Source organism: Tardiphaga sp. 20_F10_N6_6 (assembly GCF_052076045.1).
Taxonomy (GTDB): Bacteria; Pseudomonadota; Alphaproteobacteria; order Rhizobiales; family Xanthobacteraceae; genus Tardiphaga; species Tardiphaga robiniae.
Genome location: NZ_CP197239.1, coordinates 2,557,469 through 2,579,947 on the forward strand (window position 1 = coordinate 2,557,469; position 22,479 = coordinate 2,579,947).

The 22,479-nt window shown below is 60.9% G+C and carries 21 protein-coding genes; 5 read left to right on the plus strand and 16 right to left on the minus strand.

All coding sequences use genetic code 11. The annotated features are described in order from the left end of the window. Positions 1-56: 56 nt before the first annotated feature. Complete coding sequence (locus AB7813_RS12415) at positions 57-680, plus strand: TetR/AcrR family transcriptional regulator (RefSeq protein ID WP_175368316.1); 624 nt, start codon at positions 57-59, stop codon at positions 678-680. Positions 681-730: 50 nt separating this feature from the next. Here the strand turns inward: AB7813_RS12415 and AB7813_RS12420 are convergent, their stop codons facing one another. The 4 genes from AB7813_RS12420 to AB7813_RS12435 form a co-directional block, all read right to left on the minus strand. After that, positions 731-1,564, minus strand: coding sequence for a MipA/OmpV family protein (locus AB7813_RS12420; protein WP_089265405.1), 834 nt, complete (start codon positions 1,562-1,564; stop codon positions 731-733). A 324-nt stretch (positions 1,565-1,888) separates the two neighbouring features. Beyond that, the gene (locus AB7813_RS12425; RefSeq protein ID WP_439062845.1) at positions 1,889-2,974 is read right to left on the minus strand and encodes an acyltransferase family protein; all 1,086 of its coding nucleotides are present in this window, start codon (positions 2,972-2,974) and stop codon (positions 1,889-1,891) included. Positions 2,975-3,060: 86 nt separating this feature from the next. Continuing rightward, the gene (rcdA, locus tag AB7813_RS12430; protein WP_089265407.1) at positions 3,061-3,573 is read right to left on the minus strand and encodes a protease adaptor protein RcdA; all 513 of its coding nucleotides are present in this window, start codon (positions 3,571-3,573) and stop codon (positions 3,061-3,063) included. Positions 3,574-4,134: 561 nt separating this feature from the next. After that, positions 4,135-4,326 (minus strand): DUF1192 domain-containing protein, encoded by a 192-nt coding sequence (locus AB7813_RS12435; protein WP_089265408.1) that lies wholly within the window; start codon positions 4,324-4,326, stop codon positions 4,135-4,137. A 109-nt stretch (positions 4,327-4,435) separates the two neighbouring features. On the opposite strand from AB7813_RS12435, the gene AB7813_RS12440 reads away from it, so the two are divergent. Both AB7813_RS12440 and AB7813_RS12445 read left to right on the plus strand, forming a co-directional pair. Continuing rightward, positions 4,436-5,431 carry an NAD(P)H-quinone oxidoreductase gene (locus tag AB7813_RS12440; protein ID WP_120291731.1) on the plus strand — a complete coding sequence of 332 codons (996 nt, stop codon included), beginning with the start codon at positions 4,436-4,438 and terminating at the stop codon, positions 5,429-5,431. A gap of 123 nt (positions 5,432-5,554) precedes the next feature. Next, positions 5,555-8,431, plus strand: a complete 2,877-nt coding sequence (locus tag AB7813_RS12445) for an EAL domain-containing protein (RefSeq protein ID WP_309948672.1) — start codon at positions 5,555-5,557, stop codon at positions 8,429-8,431. A gap of 38 nt (positions 8,432-8,469) precedes the next feature. On the opposite strand, the gene AB7813_RS12450 is transcribed toward AB7813_RS12445, so the two are convergent. Beyond that, complete coding sequence (locus AB7813_RS12450) at positions 8,470-9,108, minus strand: YqgE/AlgH family protein (protein ID WP_439062846.1); 639 nt, start codon at positions 9,106-9,108, stop codon at positions 8,470-8,472. Positions 9,109-9,262: 154 nt separating this feature from the next. Between AB7813_RS12450 and AB7813_RS12455 the strand changes: the two genes are divergently transcribed. Together AB7813_RS12455 and AB7813_RS12460 are read left to right on the plus strand one after the other, a co-directional pair. Next, positions 9,263-10,090 (plus strand): protein-disulfide reductase DsbD domain-containing protein, encoded by an 828-nt coding sequence (locus AB7813_RS12455; RefSeq protein WP_089265411.1) that lies wholly within the window; start codon positions 9,263-9,265, stop codon positions 10,088-10,090. Positions 10,091-10,204: 114 nt separating this feature from the next. Further along, positions 10,205-11,578, plus strand: a complete 1,374-nt coding sequence (locus tag AB7813_RS12460; RefSeq protein WP_439062847.1) for a flippase — start codon at positions 10,205-10,207, stop codon at positions 11,576-11,578. Positions 11,579-11,619: 41 nt separating this feature from the next. Here the strand turns inward: AB7813_RS12460 and AB7813_RS12465 are convergent, their stop codons facing one another. The 11 genes from AB7813_RS12465 to cysG form a co-directional block, all read right to left on the minus strand. Continuing rightward, positions 11,620-12,408, minus strand: coding sequence for a 3-hydroxybutyrate dehydrogenase (locus AB7813_RS12465; RefSeq protein ID WP_089265413.1), 789 nt, complete (start codon positions 12,406-12,408; stop codon positions 11,620-11,622). Further along, positions 12,408-13,604 (minus strand): DUF3734 domain-containing protein, encoded by a 1,197-nt coding sequence (locus tag AB7813_RS12470; protein ID WP_093756813.1) that lies wholly within the window; start codon positions 13,602-13,604, stop codon positions 12,408-12,410. The genes AB7813_RS12465 and AB7813_RS12470 overlap by 1 nt, the downstream gene beginning before the upstream one ends. Positions 13,605-13,714: 110 nt before the next feature. Further along, the gene (locus AB7813_RS12475) at positions 13,715-14,224 is read right to left on the minus strand and encodes a CAP domain-containing protein (RefSeq protein WP_439062848.1); all 510 of its coding nucleotides are present in this window, start codon (positions 14,222-14,224) and stop codon (positions 13,715-13,717) included. Positions 14,225-14,306: 82 nt separating this feature from the next. Next, the gene (locus AB7813_RS12480) at positions 14,307-15,347 is read right to left on the minus strand and encodes a sulfate/molybdate ABC transporter ATP-binding protein (RefSeq protein ID WP_089265416.1); all 1,041 of its coding nucleotides are present in this window, start codon (positions 15,345-15,347) and stop codon (positions 14,307-14,309) included. Then, a complete protein-coding gene (gene cysW, locus AB7813_RS12485) occupies positions 15,337-16,230 on the minus strand; it encodes a sulfate ABC transporter permease subunit CysW (RefSeq protein WP_089265417.1) in 894 nt (297 codons plus the stop codon). Before cysW ends, AB7813_RS12480 begins: the two co-directional genes overlap by 11 nt. 6 nt (positions 16,231-16,236) lie before the next feature. After that, the gene (gene cysT / locus AB7813_RS12490) at positions 16,237-17,073 is read right to left on the minus strand and encodes a sulfate ABC transporter permease subunit CysT (protein WP_439062849.1); all 837 of its coding nucleotides are present in this window, start codon (positions 17,071-17,073) and stop codon (positions 16,237-16,239) included. Between the two features lie 66 nt (positions 17,074-17,139). Beyond that, positions 17,140-18,129 (minus strand): sulfate ABC transporter substrate-binding protein, encoded by a 990-nt coding sequence (locus AB7813_RS12495; RefSeq protein WP_089265721.1) that lies wholly within the window; start codon positions 18,127-18,129, stop codon positions 17,140-17,142. A gap of 207 nt (positions 18,130-18,336) precedes the next feature. After that, a complete protein-coding gene (locus tag AB7813_RS12500) occupies positions 18,337-18,849 on the minus strand; it encodes a DUF934 domain-containing protein (protein ID WP_439078018.1) in 513 nt (170 codons plus the stop codon). Further along, positions 18,836-20,491 (minus strand): nitrite/sulfite reductase, encoded by a 1,656-nt coding sequence (locus AB7813_RS12505; protein WP_439062851.1) that lies wholly within the window; start codon positions 20,489-20,491, stop codon positions 18,836-18,838. The genes AB7813_RS12500 and AB7813_RS12505 overlap by 14 nt, the downstream gene beginning before the upstream one ends. A gap of 12 nt (positions 20,492-20,503) precedes the next feature. Further along, complete coding sequence (locus AB7813_RS12510) at positions 20,504-20,818, minus strand: DUF2849 domain-containing protein (protein WP_089265421.1); 315 nt, start codon at positions 20,816-20,818, stop codon at positions 20,504-20,506. Next, entirely contained in the window at positions 20,815-22,251 is a 1,437-nt protein-coding gene (gene cysG / locus AB7813_RS12515) for a siroheme synthase CysG (protein WP_439062852.1), read from the minus strand. Before cysG ends, AB7813_RS12510 begins: the two co-directional genes overlap by 4 nt. Between the last annotated feature and the right edge of the window lie 228 nt (positions 22,252-22,479).

Sequence of the window (22,479 nt, forward strand, 5' to 3'; positions counted from 1 at the left end):
CGTTGCCCTCCCTATAAGGTGCGCCACATCATCTTGCGCGGGGGCGCAACGAGACCATGCCGACCAATACCGGGCACCACCGCAAGAAGCCGCGTCAGGCCCGCTCCGTTGCGACCGTGGGCATCCTCCTGGACGCCGCTGCCCTCGTGCTGGTGGACGAAGGCTACGAACGCGCCACCACCAACAGAATCGCCGAACGCGCCGGCGTCAGCATCGGCTCCCTCTATCAGTATTTTCCAAACCGGGACGCGCTGTTCGGGGCCCTCCATGGCCGGACGGAAGCCCAAATGTCAGAAAATATCTGGCAGACCATTTCAGGATTCGAAGGGCTGGATCTGCGTGGATTCGTCCGCTCCGGTCTGAACACCGCGATCAGCCAGCATGCCCGCGTGCTGCCGCTGCTGAAGGTCTTGATGGAGACCGCCTCCGGCCGTCCCCCTGTTCAGTGGCCATTCGACCCCTTTCCGCAGCGGCAAGGCCTCTTGCGTGGCATGTTTGACAGCCATGCCGACGAGCTACGCCCTGGCTTCAATCGCGAAGCCGGAAGTTTCTTCATTCCGAGAATGGTCGGCTCGGCACTCGATGCGGCGATCGCATTCCGTCCGGATGCCTTCGCCAATGGCGAGCTGGAACAGGAGCTGGATACGATGTTGTCGTACTATCTGATCGGGGAGCGCTAGAAGCGTGAGCTAGCGTGCGCCGTATTGGCCACGCTGTGCAATCGCACGTGCTATCGCACGCCGACGTCGAACGAATAGGCCACGCCGACGCCGTAGGTGACCTGATTGGTCGACCCACGGAATTTCACCAGCGGACTGTCGGCGATGCTGCCGAGCAGCTTGTCATATTCGACATAGCCGCGCACTTCCCATTGCGGATCGAGCTTGTAGCGCAATTGCGCGCCCGCACCGACCGAACTCGAACCGCCCTTGGCGTCATAAACCGGCAAACCTGACGCAAGCGCCTCGATATTGTTGACGCTGAAGTAAGTCTCCGCATATTTCGCATCCGTCACCCGGTAGCGTGGGCCGGCAGCAAAGGTCATCCGCTCGTTGATCGGCACAATCACGTCAGCCGAGAAATCCGCGACGATACCTTCGTGGCCACCGAGACCGCGGCGCAGTTCGGAGCGTAGGCGCAGCCAGTCGAAGGCGTAGTATTCGGCGAAACCACCGAGTTCGACCGCGAAATCAACGTCCCTCAGGCCACGCAGCTCGCTGTGATCGGCGGCCTTGCGCGCTGCTTTATAGTTGCCGACGGGACCGGCGCGAAAGCCGCCCACGTCGATCAGGGCGAAGCTTGCATTGTCGCGCATGCTCTTGAAACGGGCCGGCGTGCCGGCACGGCGAATCGAGATGATCGGCTTTGGCGCAAGTTCAGAACTCCCGGCGCCTTCATAGGATGGCTGCATCTCGCCGCCTATCCCGACGGTCACGGTCCAGCCACCGGAGGCCGAGGGCACGAAGGGCACCGATGGCAGCATCACCACCGGATCAGCCGCAACCGCAACCGCCGGACAAGCCAACACACCAATGAGACCGAACAGACGAGGAGACAAAGACATCAGATTCCTACTTGGATCGGCGCGGACTTTCGGTGTGGCCGCGCTTCAATGCCACATCGTTGCGATTGCTCCCGTGCGACATGGAGTCACCGCAACAATGCGAAGATAGCTGGCGCGACGCCTCCTCCAAACTCGCATTGGCTCGGCATCAGAAGTGTAGCTCTCTGGCGAGAAACCCTATTCAGGCAAGGCTTTGCGATAAATGACGCTATGCCTGCGGCGTCATCGCTCACATTTCCGGGCAGCGTGGCAGTAATATCTGAAAGAATGGATCGCCGCCGTCTGCGGCATCGCGCCGCACTACCGACTTGATAGCCCCGATGCCTACGCCTTCACCGGCGCGTCGCTTCTCCGCGGGATGAATCGCTGCGTGATCCAGTTGCGGCCGGGCATTTCGACGAAGCGATAGCTCACTTCCGCCAGCGCCCAGATGATGGCGAAACAGACCAGCGATGCAGCGATATAGACAACCTCAGTCTGGCCTAAATGCCGCCAGGTCCTGATAGCGAAACTGACGAACAGCGGATGGATCAGATAGATCGAGTACGAGATGATGCCGAGCCGGTAGACCAGCGCGTTGCCGAACAGCAGTTGCGCCATCCGGCCATCACGCGAGAGCACCGCGACCAGCGGGATGTACAGCAGATACATCAATCGATCGCTGGCATCGGCGAGACCGACCGCGATGATGGCCAGCGGCAGCGCGACCACCAAAATGTCCTGCACGCCCGCCGACAGTCGATCGACCACATCCCCAAAGCGAAAAATCGCGAGGCCCAGCGTGAAGCCTCCCACCGCGCGCAGCAGCGGATAGAGCGAATTGCCGTTGACCACATCGAGCGGTCCGCCCGACCCGCGGCCGCTGATGCTGACGGCATAGATGCCGAGCAACGCCACGATCACGGCGAGACCCGCGATCCATTTACTGCCGCGCTGAGTGAAGGGCATCAGGATCGGCAGCAGCAGATAGGAGCCCATTTCGGCGCTCGCCGCCCAGGCTACGCCGATGATCGGGAAAATGTAGAGACCCCAGCCGGTCATCATCAGCAGGTTGCCGGTCCAGTCCCAGGCCGAATACATCTCCAGCTTCTCGCCGGACAGACCGGCTGCGATCTTGGCCACATAGAACAGTCCGATAATGAAATAGGCCGGGTACAGCCGCGCGACCCGCTTCAGCATGAAATGCGCAAAGGCCTTGCCGGTGAGATGCAGGAACGCGTCGCGATAGGTCAGCGCCATCACATAGCCTGACAGCATGAAGAACAGGTCAACGAGCAAATAGCCGTAGGGAATGCGGAAGAACGAGCCCGTGCCACCGGTTGCGAGCTGCACGTCACCGAAATGATACACGACGATGACAGCGGCTGCGACGCCGCGCACCCCGGTCAATGCCCTGATATCGTCTGCCATCGCAAATGCCCCCGCTGCGCCTAGCTCATGTTTAGCGCATGAGCGGCGAGCGAGGAACAGCGTTCAGGAATGTGAGGGACGCGCGATTAGCGTTCGAACGCAGCCTTTAGGCGATTGAGCTGCGGCACCAGCGGATTGCCGATCGGCGCATGCGTGGTGGTCGCGGCATGGATCGAGATGTCGAGGCGACGAACCTTGGTCTGCAGCACCATCGAACGCGTGATCAGGATCTGCAGCTGCTCGGGCAGCTTGAGCAGCATTTCTTCCGGACTCGGATCGGCGGCGCTGAGCTTGACCTTGGTCTTTTCACGATTGGCCTGGGTCAACGTCATCTCGCCTTCCTTCACCGCACGGTGCAGCAGCAACCATGAGGCAAGCTGCATGAGGCGGGTGGTGAGGCGCATGCTTTCGGTGGCGTAAGTCAGGCTGACGGAGCGATCCAGTGCCTTGGCCTCGCTACGGCCGACGCCGTCGAGATAGGCCGCGGTCTCTTCGACCAGATCCATCCCCTCGCGAAACAAGGCGCCGAAGGCAGCAGAATTGGTCAGCCGCTCGCTAAACTGAACGAGAGCGGGTTCGCTGTGCAAACGATCCGACATAGTTAACGCCTCACGCAAATGGTTTCGCAGCCAGCTCTGAACGGCGGGCTTATGATGAACAAATCATTACGCGTGCGTGCGTGAGAGTCCAGCGGCGTAAAATTAAAGAAGTATTTATGGTTTCCAACGCGATTTAACGATCGCCCCGAAAGAAGACATGAGTACCAAAAAAAAGAGCCGCCGTTTCCGGCGGCTTTAAAGTTGATAACAGGGAGGCGTCAAACAGAGTGGACAGGAGCCACTCGGTGTCCAAACAAGGACAATTTAAGTAATATGCGAGAAAGCTTAATTGCGCGTAAATACGCGGGCTTTCTTCACGATCCGTTTGCCATGCGACGCCTCGCAAACTGTATCGGAATGAGACAATGTCGGGATCGCGACTGAGGAAGCGTCGGCGGTATTGCACAGGCCTCTCGTCCGTCATTGCGAGCAGAGCGAAGCAATCCAGTTTTCTTCGCGTATGGCTTGCCGCGTTGCTTCGCTAAGAGGAAAGCTGCAGCACAGCTTTCCTTCACCTCGCAATGACGGCAGAGAGCCGGGAGAGCGCCGTTCAATAGCCCGTCACGATTTGAAAAAGCGATCTGCCGCATCGCGCGTCGCGCGCTTCAAGGTCATGCTCGATTGCAGCCGCGCGATCTCGCCATTGAGCAGCGCGATCCGCTCGGCGAGTTCCTCGACCGATAGCAGCGAGAGGTCCTGCCCGACCTCATGGCTGACCTTCTTCTTCGGTTTGTCGTCGTCGTCGATCGCCATTTGGGGCCCTCCCCGTCTCAAATTCGAATATGCACCGGATGTTGCCAGCATTGATCCGGCTGTTTAATCAGATGGCCAACCGACATCCCGTACGCCGCAAGGACAAATCATGGAAAAGCTGCCCACGCAAATGACCGTCGTTGGTATCAGCAAACCGGGCGGCCCCGAGGTGCTGATTCCCGAAACGCGCCCCGTTCCAAAGCCGGGTCCCGGCGAAATCCTGGTGAAGGTCGCAGCCGCCGGTGTGAACCGTCCGGACGTCGCACAGCGCTCCGGCGCCTATCCGCCGCCGCCTGGCGCCAGCGATCTGCCCGGCCTCGAAATCTCCGGTGAAGTCGTCGCCCTCGGCGAAGGCGCCACCAAACACAAGCTCGGTGACAAGGTGATGTCGCTGGTCGCCGGCGGCGGCTACGCGCAATATTGCATCGCACAGGATGCGCAGGCGATGACGGTCCCCGAAGGCTTCTCGATGACCGAGGCCGGCGCCACCGCCGAAACCCTGATGACCGTCTGGCATAACGTGTTCGAACGTGGCGGCTTGCAGCCCGGCGAAACCGTGCTGATCCATGGCGGCTCTTCCGGCATCGGCACCATGGCGATCCAGCTCGCCAAGGCGCTAGGTTCCAAGGTGATCGTCACCGTCGGCTCCCAAGACAAGGTCGATGCCTGCCTCAAGCTCGGCGCCGATCACGCCATCAACTACAAGACCGAGGATTTCGTTGAACGCGTCAAGGAAATCACCAAGACCGGCGTCGAGCTGATCCTCGACATGGTGGGCGCGGACTATGTGGAGAAAAACTTCGATGCCGCCGCCGTCGATGGCCGCATCGTGCAGATTGCGGTGCTGAACGGCCCGAAAGCCACCATCAACGCCGCCAAGATCATGGTGAAGCGGCTGCACTATACCGGCTCGACTCTGCGGCCCCGCACTAATGCCGACAAGGCCGCCATGGTCAGGGCGATCGAGGCCAATGTTCTGCCGCTACTCAAGGCCGGCAAGGTTAAGCCCCTGATGGACAGCACTTTCCCGCTGGAAAAGGCTGCAGACGCGCACAAACGCATGGAAACCAGCGCACATATTGGCAAAATTGTGTTGGTCGTTTAGGGCTGGAGAACAGCCGGAAACCCTTTGATTTATCTCGCTTTCATGTCATTTATCGCGCGTCGGGAAATGGCCCTGCTTCTGCGTGACGCAGGGTCGATGTTTTGTTGATCGCGGAGAATGACATTGCGTTTGATCAGGTGGCTCGCGCCGCTCGCGCTCGGCCTGATGATTGTTGTTGCCGCAGCACCGGCACAGGCTGTTGACGCTGTTAGCGTCCGCGGTGACGCGCCTGCGATCGATCTCACCGGCATCCTCGAATATCAGCATAGCGACACCGACCGCATCCAGGTCTCCACCGCACCCGGCACCGACGGCATCGTTCGCCGCATCGAGGTGCGTGGCCGCGAAGCCGGTCAGAACTGGGTGGTGTTCGCGCTCGCCAACAACACCGACGATCAGCTCGATCGTCTGATCGTCGCACCGCATTATCGCATCGTGTCGTCCGGCCTCTTGTGGCCCGATCTCGGCCTGTCGCGCATTGCGACCATCACACCGTCGACCGGCGACCGTCCGGAACGTCAGGATAGTGCCACTGCAGATATCTTCCGCGTCACCCTCGATCCCGGTGCCGTTATCACCTTCGTCGCCGAACTGCGCACCAACAAGCTGCCGCAGCTCTATCTGTGGGAGCCGGAAGCCTACAAGGACAAGGTCAACTCATTCACACTGTACCAAGGCATCGTCATCGGCATCTCCGGCCTGCTGGCGCTGGTGCTGACGATCCTGTTCGTCGTGAAGGGCAGCATCATGTTCCCGGCCGCCGCGGCCCTGGCCTGGGCCGTGCTGGTCTATATCGGTGTCGACTTCGGCTTCTGGGGCAAGGTGCTCGACATGTCCCAGGGCGCCGAGCGCGTCTGGCGCGCCTCGGGGGAAGCGATCCTGGCGGCGACGCTGCTGGTGTTCCTGTTTGCTTATCTCAATCTCAGTCGATGGCATGTCCGCTACTCGCACATCACGCTAGGCTGGCTGGCTTTCCTTGGCTCTCTCGTAGGTCTGGCGCTGTTCGATCCTGCTGTCGCCTCAGGTATCGCGCGCATCTCACTGGTGCTCATCGCCTTCGCCGGCTTTGCGCTGATCGTCTATCTCTCCACCCATGGCTTCGACCGCGCGGTGTTGCTGATCCCCACTTGGTTCCTGCTCGTGGTGTGGGTTGTGGCCGCGGGCATGACCGTCGCCGGCAGTGTCACCAATGACATCGTCGGGCCTGCGCTGCTCGGCGGCCTCGTGCTGATCGTGATGCTGATCGGCTTCACGGTCATGCAGCACGCCTTCGCGGGCGGCGGCGCCACCAATGGCATCGTGTCGGACGTCGAGCGCCGCGCGCTGGCGCTGACCGGCTCCGGCGATCTGATCTGGGACTGGGACGTCTCCGCCGACAAAGTGTTCACCTCGCCCGAGACCGAAGCGCTGCTTGGCCTCAAGCGCGGCACACTGGAAGGCCCTGCCGCAAGCTGGCTCGAAGTGCTCCACCCGCTCGATCAGGATCGCTTCCGGGCGGCGCTGGACAGCGTGCTCGACCAGCGTCGCGGCCGCCTCGTGCAGGACTTCCGCCTGCGCACCCCCGACGGTCACTTCATGTGGTTCGCGCTGAAAGCACGCCCGGTGGTTGGCTCCGACGGCGAAGTGTCACGCGTGGTCGGCACCCTCACCGACGTCACCGAGATCAAGAACGCCGAAGAACGCATGCTGCACGACTCGGTGCACGACAATCTCACCGGTCTGCCGAACCGCAAGCTGTTCATCGACCGCCTCAACGCCGTCGCGAATTTCTCCAAGACTGTGCCGACCATGCGGCCAACCATCATGGTGATCGATCTCGATCGCTTCAAACAGGTCAACGATTCCGTTGGCATAGCCGTCGGCGACTCGATCCTGCTGACGCTGGCCCGTCGTCTCACCCGCATCCTGAAGCCGCAGGACACGCTGGCCCGCCTCGCCGGCGACCAGTTCGGCCTGATCCTGATGTCCGAACAGGACGCCGCCAAGATCACGGCTTTCGCCGAAACCATTCGCAAGACCATCCGCGCCCCGATTGCCTTCAATGACCGCGAAATTTTCCTGACGGCCTCGATAGGCCTGGCGCTTTCTGATCCAGCTGTGCCGCTGACCGACGAGCTCATCAAGGACGCCGAGCTCGCGATGTATCATTCGAAGCGGATCGGTGGCGACCGTATCGACGTCTACAAACCGGCAATGCGCGCGCGCAAGACCGACCGCCTGACGCTCGAATCCGAACTACGCCGCGCCATCGAGCGCCAGGAAATCACCATCCTGTATCAGCCCATCGTTCGGCTGGAAGATCGCTCCATCGCCGGCTTCGAAGCGCTGGCCCGTTGGGATCATCCGAAGCTCGGCCGGATGTCGCCGTCGGAATTCATTGCGATCGCGGAAGAGATCGGCCTGATCATCGATCTCGGCATGTTCGTGATGGATCAGACTGCACGCCAGCTCGCGATCTGGCAGCGCGCGATGCGCTCGCGCGAACCGATCTTCGCCAGCGTCAACGTCTCCTCGCGGCAACTGCTGCGCCACGACCTCCTGCATGACATCCGCACCGTGCTGTCACGCTCGTCAGTCGCGCGCGGCACGCTGAAGCTCGAACTCACGGAATCGCTGGTGATGGAAAATCCGGAACATGCAGCGCAGATGCTGCACCGGATCCGCGAACTCGGTACGGGCCTTTCGCTCGACGATTTCGGCACTGGCCACTCGTCGCTATCCTATCTGCAGCGCTTCCCGTTCGACACGCTGAAGATCGACCAGTCCTTCGTTCGCACCACCTCGCGCGGCACCCGCCCGGTGATCCTCAAATCCATCATCGCGATGGCCCACGATCTCGGCATGGACGTCGTCGCTGAAGGCGTCGAGACAGATTCGGATGCGGTGGAGATGTATCAGCTCGGCTGCGAATACGCCCAGGGCTTTGCCTTCGGTGAGCCGATGGATGCGGATGCGGCGATGCGCATGCTAACGGAAGAGCGATTGGAAGCGGCGAGCTGAGTAGGGCCGTCGCTGATAGCTGGAAGTCTAGCGGACGCTCACGCGTGCCCGGCCTCGGCCGACAACATCCCCGGGGCGATCCCGATCTTCTGCAGCGCGCGAAGATACTTCTCCTCAACATCACCGCCGAAGATGAGATCCTCATCAGCTGCGCAATGCAGCCAACCGTTGCCCTGGATTTCGTCTTCCAACTGGCCCGGCGCCCAGCCGGCATAGCCCAGCGCGAGAATCGCGTGCTTGGGTCCACCGCCATTGGCGATGGCGCGCAGGATATCCACGGTCGCGGTGAGGCAGACGCCATCGTCGATCGGCAATGTCGCGTCCTTGATGAAGAAATCGCTGGAATGCAGCACGAAACCTCGGCCGGTCTCGACCGGACCGCCCTTCAGCACTTTCATGCTTTCGGCGCTTTCCGGGAGCTTGATGCTGTCGGACTTTTCAATGATGTCCAGTTGAACCAGCAATTCGGGAAAATCGATGCTCCCCGCAGGCCGATTGACGATGATGCCCATGGCACCTTCCGACGAATGCGCGCAGACGTAAATCACCGAACGGGCGAAGCGCTCGTCTTCCATCACAGGCATGGCGATCAGCAACTGCCCGTCGAGGTAGTTGCCAGTGTCGCCGGCGCCGGATTTCGCGCGGCTTCTCCGGGGGCGCTTGCGAGTGGGTTCCATCAGCAAACCGCTCTCATTTCGTTGCCTATCCTGATATTGGGTCTGGGTTCTGTCAATCAGCCTTCCGCAACGCATACGAAAACCGGATCACAAGCAGTTCAATAGCTTAAGACAGGTTTGGCTTTATGACAGGCCCACCCTGTAAGGACGCCCGATGACCGCATCTGTTCCGCACCACATTGTCGCTGTCTGCGCCGCGGGCCTGCTCCTCACCTGCAGCGCGCAGGCGGAGGACACCTCACCTTGGCAGATAGACAGTCATTCGCAGATCAGGCTTGTGGCAGGCTCGCGTAGCGGGCCGGTAATGCTGGGAGGCATCGCGATCCAGCTGCAGCCCGGCTGGCACACCTATTGGCGGAATCCCGGTGATTCCGGGGTACCGCCCCGCTTCGATTTTTCCAAATCGGAGAACCTGGATACCGTCACCATCCTGTGGCCGGCGCCGAAAAAATTCGAGGATGGAGCTGGTGGCCTGTCGCTGGGCTATGTGAAACAGGTGGTGCTACCGATGCGGGTGATCGCCAAAGACCCCGGCAAGCCGGTGATTCTCCGTGCGGCGATCAATTATGCGGTCTGCGACAAGCTATGCATTCCGGTCGACGCCAATGCCGAACTCGCTTTTACCAGCGTGGCCAGCACTGAAGACGGCGCGCTGACCGCGGCGCTCGATACCGTGCCTAAGCCGGCAACCATGGGCGACACCAGTCCGCTGACGGTGCGCGACCTCAAGCGCGAGGGCAAGAATGTGTTCGTTGACGTCGTGGCGCCCGAAGGCAGCGAACCCAACCTGTTCGTCGAGGGCCCGACGCCGGAATGGGCGCTGCCGATCCCCAAACTCGAGGCCAAGAGCCCGCCGGGCGTGAAGCGCTTCAGCTTCGAACTCGACGGCGTGCCGCCCGGCGCCACGACCGATGGCGCGGCCCTGAAACTGACGCTGGTCGGCAGCGACCGCGCCTATGAATTCAACGTCAACCTGCCCTGATACCGCTGGCGCGTGACCTGTTGCGCGCAACCTGTATATCTCCGCCCAACCGGATGTTAACGACTACTTGCTACGCCAGACCGCTGCCGCACGCCTGCGGCTGAGGACCTTGTCGTGGCCGTGATGGACGCAAACTCCGCACCCGCAACCGCGCCCACCGGCCTCAAGGCTAGGCTGGGCGCGCTGTTCACCGGCTCAGGCGAAGCGCTGACGCGCCGCCTCGCCGGCACCATCTTCCTCATCCGCGTGATCTCGGCCGGCCTCGCTTACTTCTCCCAGATCCTGCTGGCGCGCTGGATGGGCACGTCGGATTACGGCATCTATGTCTATGTCTGGACATGGGTACTGCTGCTCGGCTCGATGATGGATTTCGGCATCGCCGCTTCAGCCCAGAAGATCATCCCGGAGTATCGCGCCAGCGGCGACCACGCGCGGCTGCGCGGCTTTCTCTCTGGCAGCCGCTGGATGACCGGTATCGTCTCGGTGATGGTCTCGCTGCTGCTCGCTGGCCTCGTCAAACTCATCTCGCCGTGGATCGACGCCGACACGGTGGTGCCGCTCTATCTCGGCTGCCTGACGCTGCCGGCCTTCGTCGTCGCCAACACGCAGGATGGTATCGCGCGCTCGCATGACTGGATGCGCCTCGGCCTGATGCCGCAATTCATCATCCGCCAGGCGCTCATCATCGGCTTCACCGCCGGCGCCTTCGCACTGGGCTTTAAGCTTGGTGCGACCATCGCAATGCTAGCCAGCGTGGCGGCCGTCTGGGTCGCGATGATCGGCCAGATGATCGTGCTCAATCGCCGGCTCGCGGCGCATATCGAACCCGGCCCGAAAGCCTATGACTATCGCGGCTGGCTCGCAGTGTCGTTGCCGATCCTGCTGGTTGAGAGCTTCTATCTGCTGCTGTCCTACACCGACGTGCTGGTGCTGCAGCAGTTCGTCTCATCGGACGAAGTCGGCGTGTACTTCGCTGTGGTGAAGACCCTGGCGCTGGTATCGTTCATTCATTACGCGATGTCGGCGACAACAGCGCATCGCTTTACCGAATATCACGCGGCCGGCGACAAGGACCGCCTCGCCGCTTATGTCACCCACGCGATCAAATGGACATTCTGGCCCTCGCTCGCAGCTACGCTGATCCTGCTCGCTCTGGGCAAGCCGCTGCTATGGCTGTTCGGTCCGCAATTCACCAGCGGTTACGACATCATGTTCATCGCGGCCATCGGCCTCGTGGTGCGCGCCGCAATCGGTCCCGTCGAGCGGCTGCTCAACATGCTCGGTCACCAACATATTTGCGCCGTGGCCTACGCGTCGGCTTTCGTGATGAACCTGGTGCTGTGTCTCGTGCTGGTGCCGAAATTCGGCGGCCATGGCGCCGCCGCGGCAACGTCGATTGCGCTTACCTTCGAGACGATCCTGCTGTTCTGGATTGTGCGGCAGCGGCTTGGACTGCACGTGCTCGCCTTCGGAAAGCAACGCGCCTAACAACCTCCCCCGGCAAAGCAGGAGGAGGTCAGGAAGCAAACTTATTCAGCCGTCCAGCCACCATCGATCGACAGGTTTGTTCCAGTGATCTGTGCGGCATCGTCACCGCACAGGAACAGCGCCAATGCCGCAACCTGTTCGGAGGTCACGAATTCCTTGGTCGGCTGCGCTTCCAGCAGGACGTCGTTGATGACCTGCTCTTTGGTCAGTCCGCGCGCCTTCATGGTATCGGGGATCTGTTTCTCCACCAGCGGCGTCCAGACATAGCCGGGCGAGATACAGTTGCAGGTGATCTTGTGGGTCGCGACTTCCAGCGCCACGGTCTTGGTCAGGCCGGCGATGCCGTGCTTGGCAGAGACATAAGCCGACTTGAATGGCGAAGCGACCAGCGAATGCGCCGACGCGGTGTTGATGATGCGGCCCCAGCCGCGCTTCTTCATGCCGGGCACGGCGGCGCGGATGCCGTGGAAGGCGGAGGAGAGATTGATGGCGATGATCGCATCCCACTTCTCGATCGGGAATTCCTCGATCGGAGACACAAACTGGATACCCGCATTGTTGACGAGAATATCTACCGATCCATAGGTCTTCTCGCCGAGCGCGATCATTTCGGCAATTTCGGCCGGCTTGGTCATGTCCGCTGGCGAATGGATCGCCTTGACCTTGAAATCGCTCTCGATAGCCGCGCGTTCCTTCTCGATGTCAGCAGGCGCGCCCATGCCGTTGATGACGATATTGGCGCCAGCGCTTGCGAAAGCGCGCGCATAAGCGAGGCCGATGCCGCTGGTCGAACCGGTGACGACGGCGGTCTTGCCTGTGAGATTAGCCATTACTTGCTCCTGTTGGACGTCAAATGCTGCGGGAGGTCATTGTAATCGTCTGCGGTGAGCGCATGGGTCACCATCGATTCATCGGATTGCGGCCGCTCGAACCAATCCTTGTGGCGCATCGAGAGGAACACATCGCGCTCGCCGGCGCCCCAGTGTTCGACCATGCCAATGCGCGAGAAATTGTAGTCCTTCGACGACGACTCGTAATTCTTGCTCGTATAGATCAGATGCACCACCGTGACGGTATTTTCCTTCGCAGCTTCCGACAGCAGGGCCACTCCGGGATCCTGCTTCAGTTCTGCCGGCAATTTGCCAATCAGATCACGCAGCGCCTTGCGGATGTTGTGGATCTTCTTGTTCTTGTCGGTATTCATGCGGGTACGGCTGGAATAGCGAATGTCCTTTTCACGCTCCTGCGCTTCCAGGATCGATTGCGGCAATGGCCCGCGCGCGCTGAACAGATCGACCTGAAAGATCAGCAGATCGCTGGTGACGTCATCCAGTACGAAATCCAGCGGCGTGTTTGAGGCGATGCCGCCATCCCAGAAATGCTCGCCATCGATGACGATCGAGGGAAACCCCGGCGGCAACGCACCGGAGGCCATGATGTGCTCGGGCTCGATCCTTTTGCGATCTTTCTTGAAGAGCGTGTTGTCGAAATAAGTGAAGTTGCCGGTGGTCACGCTCACGGCGCCAACGCTTAGCCGGGTCTTGCAATCGTTGAGACGATCAAAGTCAACCAGCCGTTCCAGCGTCGCTTTCAGCGGCGCGGTGTCGTAAAAGCTCTGCGACTGCGGACTGCCGGGCGGCCACAGCGGAGCTGGCGGAATCCGCGGCACGAAAAAGCCTGGCACACCGAATGTAGCAATGACAGCGGCGCCTGCCTCGTAGAAATAAGAGCGCGCGCGGTCATCCGTCAGCATCGGGCTCCAAGGGACCGGCGATGCCGCCATCTCCCAGAATTCCTTGAGCTTGCCGATCCGCTTGTCGCGCTCGTTGCCCGCGATGATCGCCGCATTGATGGCACCGATGGAGATGCCAGCCACCCATTCCGGCTCGAAATCATGATGACACAGCGCCTCATAGGCGCCGGCCTGATAGGAGCCAAGCGCGCCGCCCCCTTGCAGCACCAGGACGCGCTTGGCTTCGGCGGGTTTGCTGGCAGCGCTGGATTGAGGCTGATCGGACATATCCATGAGACCACTCGATCCTGTCGGCGACGGGAACCGTACCGTGGCGTCCCCTTGCGGCGGCGTCAATCTCGGATGGTGCGGAGCACCATCACGCTTCGGCTATCTGGAAAGGCTTATTTGGAATCCGTCGAAGCCAGGATCATGGTCCAGAACACCTTGTATTTGGTGTTGGGAGCGTAGGTCGCGGCGATGCCCAGTTTTGTGACACCGGATTTCAGCATATTAGCGCGATGCGGCGGCGAGTCCCGCCAGCCAGAAAAGGCCTCGGCCATCGTATGGTAGCCCGCAGAGACGTTCTCGACGGCCAAGCTCGCCGGATAACCGCCGGCATTCAGACGCTTGGCCAGCGGCGCCTTCACGTCGTGATCGAGCTTGTTCCGTTTCGCCATGGCGGTGGACTGGTCTTCCGCCAGCGCCATCAATGCGGGATCGACCACTACCGGACCGAGGCCGTTGTTCTGCCGGTACAGCGAGATCATCGAGGCTGCGGCCACCGGATCGAGCTTGGCGCCACCATTGGCCATGCTGAGATACATGGTGGGCTGGTCCGGCACGGTATCGACGGTCCCCGCGCACCCTGCCAGCAACAGAACTCCCAGACTGGCCAGAGCCACCCGCTTCATCGGCAATCCCCCAAATCAAGGGGCCGTTGTTGCACACCAACCGTGGCTGAAAGGTGAACGGACGGGATTTTTAGAAGCGCAGTCACTCCTGCCCGGCAAAGATCCGGTAGCGCCGCGGCTGCAGGCTGATCGCATCGCCCGTGGTGAGCGGACGGTCGCGCGGGGCATCGATCTCCACCAGCGTATCATCGCCGGACAACGCGATGTCGGCGCGCTGGATCGGGCCGAAGGTGCGGACGCGGCGCACGGTGCCTTCGAGGGCTCCCTCGCCGAGCGGACCGATCTGCATGTCGTGACGACGAACAAACAATTTCGACGGTCCGCTTGCGCTGCCCGCATCGATGTTGAGCGGGCGATGGCCGAGCTTCACCTGGCCGTCGCTTACATCGACCGGGAGCACGATCGATTCACCTATGAATGAGTGCACGAAAGCCGTCGCCGGGTTATCGTAAACGTCGCCAGGCGTGCCGATCTGTTCGATCTTGCCCTTGTCCATCACCACGACGCGATTGGCGACTTCGAGCGCCTCCTCCTGGTCATGCGTGACGAAGATCGAGGTAACATGGATTTCCTCGTGCAACGTGCGCAGCCACTGCCGCAACTCCTTGCGGACCTTGGCATCGAGCGCGCCGAACGGCTCGTCGAGCAGCAGAATGCGCGGCTCGATGGCGAGCGCACGCGCCAGCGCAATACGCTGCCGCTGGCCGCCCGAGAGCTGGCTGGGATAGCGATTGGCGAGCCAGTCGAGCTGCACGAGATCGAGAAGCTCCTTCACCCGCGCGCGGATCTGCGCTTCGCTCTTGCGCACGGCGCGCGGCTGCACGCGCAGGCCGAAGGCCACATTCTCGAACACGCTCATGTGGCGGAACAACGCATAGTGCTGGAACACGAAACCGACGTGGCGCTCGCCGGCGCCCCGCGCCAATGCGTTTTCGCCATCGAACGAGACTTCGCCGGAATCCGGCCAATCGAGCCCTGCGATAATTCGCAGCAATGACGTCTTGCCGGAACCGGACGGTCCGAGCAGCGCGAGCAGCTCACCATCAGCAACCCTGAGGTCGACATTATCCAGCGCCTTGAAGGCACCGTACTGCTTTACGATATTCCGAACTTCAATCGTCACGGGGCAGCTGTCCTTCTTCAATCTGGCCTTCGAGGATGGTCTTTGCGATCAGCGTCAAGAGCGCCAGCAGAGCCAGCAATGACGCGATCGCGAACGACGCCACCAGTTGATATTCATTATACAGGATTTCCACCAGCAGCGGCATGGTGTTGGTCTCGCCGCGAATGTGGCCCGACACCACCGAAACTGCGCCAAACTCACCCATCGCCCGTGCATTACACAACAGTACGCCGTAGAGCAGGCCCCATTTGATGTTGGGGAGCGTCACCACAATGAAGGTACGCCAACCACTCGCTCCCAGCGAAATCGCAGCCTCTTCCTCCTGCGACCCCTGTTCCTGCATTAGCGGTATCAGCTCCCGGGCGACGAATGGGAAGGTGACGAAGGTTGTCGCCAGCACGATCGCTGGCACGGCAAACAGAATGTTGATGCCATGCGACATCAGCCATGGCCCAAAGAAACCCTGGGCACCAAACAGCAGCACGAATACCAGACCGGAGATAACGGGGCTGACCGAGAACGGCAGATCGATCAGGGTGACCAGCAAGGTCTTGCCCCTGAATTCGAATTTGGCCACCGCCCAAGCGGCGGCAACGCCGAATACCAGATTGAGGCTGACCGAGATCACTGCTGTGATCAGCGTCAGCCAGATGGCCGAGAGCGCCTCGGAATCTGCCAAGGCCGACAGATAGAACCCAACGCCCTTGGACAATGCCTCCGAGAATACCAAAATCAGCGGCAGGACCACGAACACTGTCAGGAACATCACTGCGACACCGATAATGATGCCGCGCACGAGCCATGGCTCGGTATGCAGGTCCTGTCGTGCCACGGACTGGGCGCGCTCCACGGTGACTGGCGAATTGATAATTGTAATGGTCATGTCAGGTCAACTCACGGCCAGCGCGCGTGTCTGCGCCCAGCGCTGCAGCCGATTGAGCACGAAGATGATCAGGAATGAGAAGACCAGCATGACCACCGCGATCGCCGTCGCATCGGCATAGCGGAATTCCGACAGCCGGATGACGATCAAGAGCGGCGCAATCTCCGACACATTTGGAAGGTTGCCAGCGATGAAGATCACGGAGCCATATTCGCCAACGGCGCGGGCGAAGGCCAGGGCGAAGCCGGTGAGAATGGCCGGCGTGAGGCTGGGAATGATGACGCGGGTGATGGTTTGCCAGCGGGAGGCACCGAGACAGGCCGCGGCCTCTTCGATCTCGACATCGAGGTCGATCAGCACCGGCTGCACCGTCCGCACCACGAACGGAATGCCAATGAAGACCATCGCCAGGAAAATTCCGAGCGGCGTAAACGCCACCTTGATGCCGAGCGACGCCAGCGGCGCGCCGAGCCATCCGTTCTGCGCAAACAACGTCGTCAGTGCTATGCCTGCCACTGCAGTGGGCAGGGCGAACGGGATATCGACAATGGCATCAAACATCCGGCGACCGGGAAACCGGTAACGGACCAGGGCCCAGACGATAATCAGGCCAGCGACCAGATTGACCAGCGCAGCCGCGAAGGCCAATCCGAACGAAATCCTGAGCGCGTGTAGGGTGCGGTTGCTGGTGACGGTATCGATGAACTGCGAGAGACTGAGATCGGCTGTCTTGACGAACAACCCGGCCAACGGGATCAGAATCAAAAGCGACAGCCATGTCAGGGTCAGGCCCATGCTCAGGCCGAACCCCGGCAACGAACTTCGTTTAGGTGCCGCGCTCACAATGTCCCCTTGCTTTGGTAAAAGCCCCAGACCGGCATACCGGTCTGGATGTTTCGCTGCGAACGATCAGTTCTTGTAGATCTTGTCGAACACGCCGCCGTCGGTAAAGTGCTCGCTCTGCGCCTTGGTCCAACCTCCGAACACGTCGTCGATCGTAAACAGATCAACCTTGGCGAAGGAAGCCTCGTACTTTTTGGCAATATCGGCATCACGCGGACGATAGAAATTGCGCGCGGCGATCTCCTGACCTTCCTTGGTGTACCAGTATTTCAGATAGGCCTCGGCAGCGGCTTTGGTACCCTTTTTATCAGTGACGGTATCAACGACGGCGACCGGCGGCTCGGCGAGAATTGAAAGCGACGGCGCGACGATCTCGAACTTGTCCTTGCCGAATTCCTGGATTGCCAGATACGCCTCGTTTTCCCAGGCCAGCAAGACATCGCCGACGCCGCGCTGGACGAAGGTGATGGTCGAGCCACGCGCGCCGGTATCGAGAACCGGAACGTTCTTGAAGATGTTACCGACGAATTCCTTTGCCTTGTCCTGCGATCCATATTTCTTCAGAGCATAGCCCCAGGCGCCGAGATAGTTCCAGCGCGCGCCGCCAGAAGTCTTCGGATTTGGCGTGATGACGCTGACGCCGCTCTTGATCAGATCGTCCCAGTCCTTGATGGCCTTGGGGTTACCCTTGCGCACCAGGAACACGATGGTCGACGTATAGGGTGATGAATTCTGCGCCAGGCGCTTCTGCCAGTCCTTCGCCAGCAGGCCCTTATTGGCGATTGCGTCGATATCGTAGGCGAGCGCGAGGGTGACCACATCGGCTTGCAGACCATCGATCACAGAGCGCGCCTGCGCCCCCGAGCCGCCATGCGACTGCTTGATCTCGACGCTCTTGCCGGTTTCCTTCTGATACGCAGCAGCGAATGATTTGTTGAAATCGACATACAGCTCGCGCGTCGGGTCATACGACACGTTGAGCAGCGAAATGTCTGCCGCGTGCGCCGATGTTGCAATTAAGAGACCCGCAATGACGGGAAGAATACGACGGACCATTTTGATCTCCATCCAACCTCACAACACGATCGTCATGAGGTGGGGGCAAAATCTTGAAGAAGCACCGCTAAGTCAACGAAACCAGATTCCAATGTTGGCGGCATGACGGCAGCAATGTGCTATGAATATGCCTTCGTATGGAGACCGTATCGCGCGCTGGTCATTTGTCATCAACCAACGCTGCGAAAGCTGTCGACATGCGGCGAATTAGCGCGCGTTCTCCGCATGACGCAACTGCATGCGCTGATGCAGCGCCGTGATGCGACCATCGCCCGTCGGCTGATAGAACACCGTGTAGCGTTTCACCGTAGCCGCGAACGCTTCCGCATCGGCATCCTTCTTCACTTCGAATGAATCAAAACCGGCCCGCAGCATGATGACGAACTGATCGCGTAACACCTGGCCGGTTGCCCTTAATTCGCCCTTGTATTTGTAGCGTTCACGCAGCAGGCGCGCCTGGCTGTAGGCTCGGCCGTCGCGGAACGACGGGAAGACCAGCGCGACCACCGCGAGCCTGTCGAGATAAGGCACCAGCTCTTCCGGATCGCGGTTATTCGGCCAGATCACACCGGTCGGGCTGCTGCGCTTCAGCAGCGCCTCCGGATCGGAGAGAAAACGCGCAGCCGGCACCAACGCCGCTCCGTCGACCGGAATCTCCGCATCGTCGGCCACGTGAATATAGCCGTCGGCAACGATCTTGCCTTGCTTAACGAGTGGCATAAACGCGCTCCTTGAACGGCTCGACGCCGAGGCGTTCGACAGTCTGGACAAACAATTCATCCGGCCGAGCACGCAGTGCCAGATAGGCTTCAACGATATCCTCGATGACGTCGGCAACCTCGGCAAAAGGCACTGCCGGACCGATCAGGGTGCCGACCACGGCATGTTCGTCGGCACGGCCGCCGATTGTGATCTGGAAGAATTCCTCGCCGTTCTTCTCGACGCCGAGAATACCGATATGGCCGACATGGTGATGGCCGCAGGCATTGATGCAGCCGGAGATGTTGATATGCAGCCGACCGATCAGCTCCGCGAGATCGTTATTGGCGAAACGCCGCGTTAGTTCCTGCGCGATCGGGATCGAACGCGTATTAGCCAGCGAGCAGTAGTCCAGGCCAGGGCATGCGATGATGTCGGTGACCAGATTGACGTTCGGCGTGGCGAGGCCGAGCTTGTCGAGCTGCCGCCACAGTGCGGGCAGATCACGCCTGGCCACGCTCGGCAGCGCTAGATTTTGCTCATGGCCCACGCGGATTTCGCCGAACGAGTATTTGTCGGCAAGATCGGCAACCGCATCCATCTGGTCGGCCGTGGCATCGCCGGGCGGGCCGCCCACCGGCTTCAACGACAATGTCACGATGGCGTAGCCGGTCCGCTGATGCGGCGCGACCGAGTTCTTGAGCCAGCGCGCAAAATGCGGATCGGCCGACGCGGCCGCCAACTCGTCCGGCGTGTCGGAGAGCTTCTGATAGTGCGGATAGCTGAAGCGCGAGCGGATATCCTCGACAACCTCGTTGTCCAGCGTCAGCGCACTCTCGCGCGTCGCCAGCCACTCATCCTCAACTTCGCCGGCGAATTTCTCGATGCCCAGCTCATGAACCAGAATCTTGATGCGCGCCTTGTAGATATTGTCGCGGCGGCCATACTGGTTGTAGACGCGCAGGATGGACTCGACGTAGCTCAGAATGTCGCGGCCGTGCACGAACGGCTTGATCACCTTTCCGATGAATGGCGTGCGACCGAGGCCACCGCCGACCAGCACTTCGAAGCCAGTTTCGCCGGCCTCGTTCTTGTGAATTCGTAGACCGATGTCATGCACCTTGATCGCCGCGCGATCATGGGCCGACGCAGTGATCGCAATCTTGAACTTGCGTGGCAGGAACGAGAATTCCGGATGCATGGTCGAATACTGCCGCAGCAATTCCGCCCAGATGCGTGGATCCTCGACCTCGCCCGGCGCGACACCCGCCCATTGATCGGTGGTGACATTGCGTGTGCAATTGCCCGAGGTCTGCATCGCGTGGATGCCGACCGAAGCGAGATCTTCCAGCGCATCCGGCAGATCGGCGAGCTTGATCCAATTGAACTGGATGTTCTGCCGTGTGGTGAAGTGGCCATAGCCGCGGTCATAGCGTCGCGCCACATGCGCCATCTTGCGCAGTTGCGGCGATGACAGCGTGCCATAGGGAATGGCGACGCGGAACATATAGGCGTGAAGCTGAAGATAGACGCCGTTCATCAACCGCAGCATCTTGAACTCATCTTCGGTGAGTTCACCTGCGAGACGGCGCTTCACCTGATCGCGGAATTCCGAGACACGCTCGTTGATCAGCGTGCGGTCGATTTCATCATAAGCATACATAATTCAGGTGCCTTAAGCCGAAGCCGGAAGGTCGATGGTGACGCCCTTGCGGCGAATCTGTTCACGGAGATTGCCGGGCTCGACGGTGCCGTTGTCGTTCACGGCGACCGGCGCGATATAGGGACCGATGGCGCCAACGTCATCGGCTGTGGATTCAGCAAGCAGCGCACGCGCATCATCGGCAGTGCGCACGATGGCAGCCTCTGCGAGGTCGGTGGTCCAGCCTTTATGGGCATCGCGATAAATCACGACGCCGTCCCAGGTACGGTTGGCAGTCACCACCGACGGGCCGGTGATCTTGATTTTCTGTTGCAGCGGAGAGGTCATTCGGCAGCCACCAATAAATCTGAAACGAGCTTGTTGATCTGAGCGGCCCGCCACGGCGCGGAATGCGCCACGACATCGCCAATGATGAGAACCGCCGGACCGCCATCGATCTGGTCGACCAGCGCCGGGAGATCGTCGAGCATACCCACCGCCGCTTGCGCGTCCGGACGCGTCACGCGCGCAAACACGCCAACCGGCGTTTGTGGCGAGCGCCCGGCAGCGAGCAATCCAGCGCGGATCGTGGGGGCAGCGGTCATACCCATATAAACAACGACGGTCATCTTCTCGTCGGTGAGCGTCGACCAGTCGACCTTGTCGGCGTCCTTTTCCTTGTGAGCCGTCAGGAAGGTGATGCGCAGCGCTTCGCGGCGATAGGTCAGCGGCGCCTCGAACATAGCCGCAGCGCCAAGGCCTGCGGTGATGCCGGGAATAACGGAGTAAGCAACACCCGCTTCGCGCAGCGCTTCGATCTCCTCGCCACCGCGCCCGAAAATGAAGGGATCACCGCCCTTCAAGCGCACGGCGCGTTGCCCAGCTTTCGCGGCTTCGATCAGCAATTTGTGGATCGCATCCTGACCGATACCGGGCTTGCCGACCCGGCGACCCACGGGAATGCGCGATGCATCCCGGCGGATGCGGTCGAGGACTTCGGGTGACACCAGTTCGTCGTAAAATACAACGTCGGCGTCCTGCAGCGCGCGCAACGCCTTGATGGTCAGGAGATCCGGATCGCCCGGCCCTGCTCCCACCAGCGTGACGCGACCTTCGACAACGCCGGCCTGCGCTGCACCCGCATAGATCGAGAGATCGGCGATTTCCGTCAGCGCCTTCTCGGCCTCGGTACCACGCCCCGCCAGCACCAGCGCGCCGATCGGACCATCGACGATGCGTTCCCAGAACCTGCGACGCAACGGAGCCTCGGCGATCTTGTCGTTGATCGGTTTGCGCCAGCGCCCGATGAAGCCGGCAAGATCGCCGATCCGCGCCGGCAGCATCGCCTCGATCTTTTCGCGCACACGCCGCGCCACTACCGGCGACGCACCGCCGGTTCCGACAGCGACGACCACATCGCCGCGGTCGACGATGGCCGGAAAGATGAAAGTGGAGTGCGCAAGCTCATCCATTACATTGACGGGCACGCCGCTCGCTTTGGCGCGGGCAGCCACCGCGTGACCGAGTTCACCGGCGCCGGCGCAGAGCACCGCGATGCACCCCGAAAGATCGGCGGTCACCGGATCGCCCTCGACATGCTCAATGCGCGCCACGCCCTCAGCATCGAGCCCGGACGTGTCACGATTGCCGTCCGTCGCGTACCAGCGAATCCGCGCACCGGCCGCCAGCAGCAGCCTCAGCTTGGCGCGCACGAGTTCGCCCTGGCCGACAAGAATGATCGGCCCGGTCTGCAAATCGAGGAAGACAGGCAGAAACCGCATACATACTCCGCTGCCCCGAATTCGGGGGTTGACTGGAATTATATTCTATATATCTCTCGATAACGAGGCGCAAAGAGAAGATTTTATCTTCTTCGAGGCGTTCTAACTATAGAATTTTTGTCCTCAAACACCAAGCGTCGTAGATGCTTCTTCTCAATAACGGTCGGCCGATGCAGGAGTTGCGCGAAATCGCACCCGTGCCCGCCCCCGTTGCGCAGCAAATTCCGG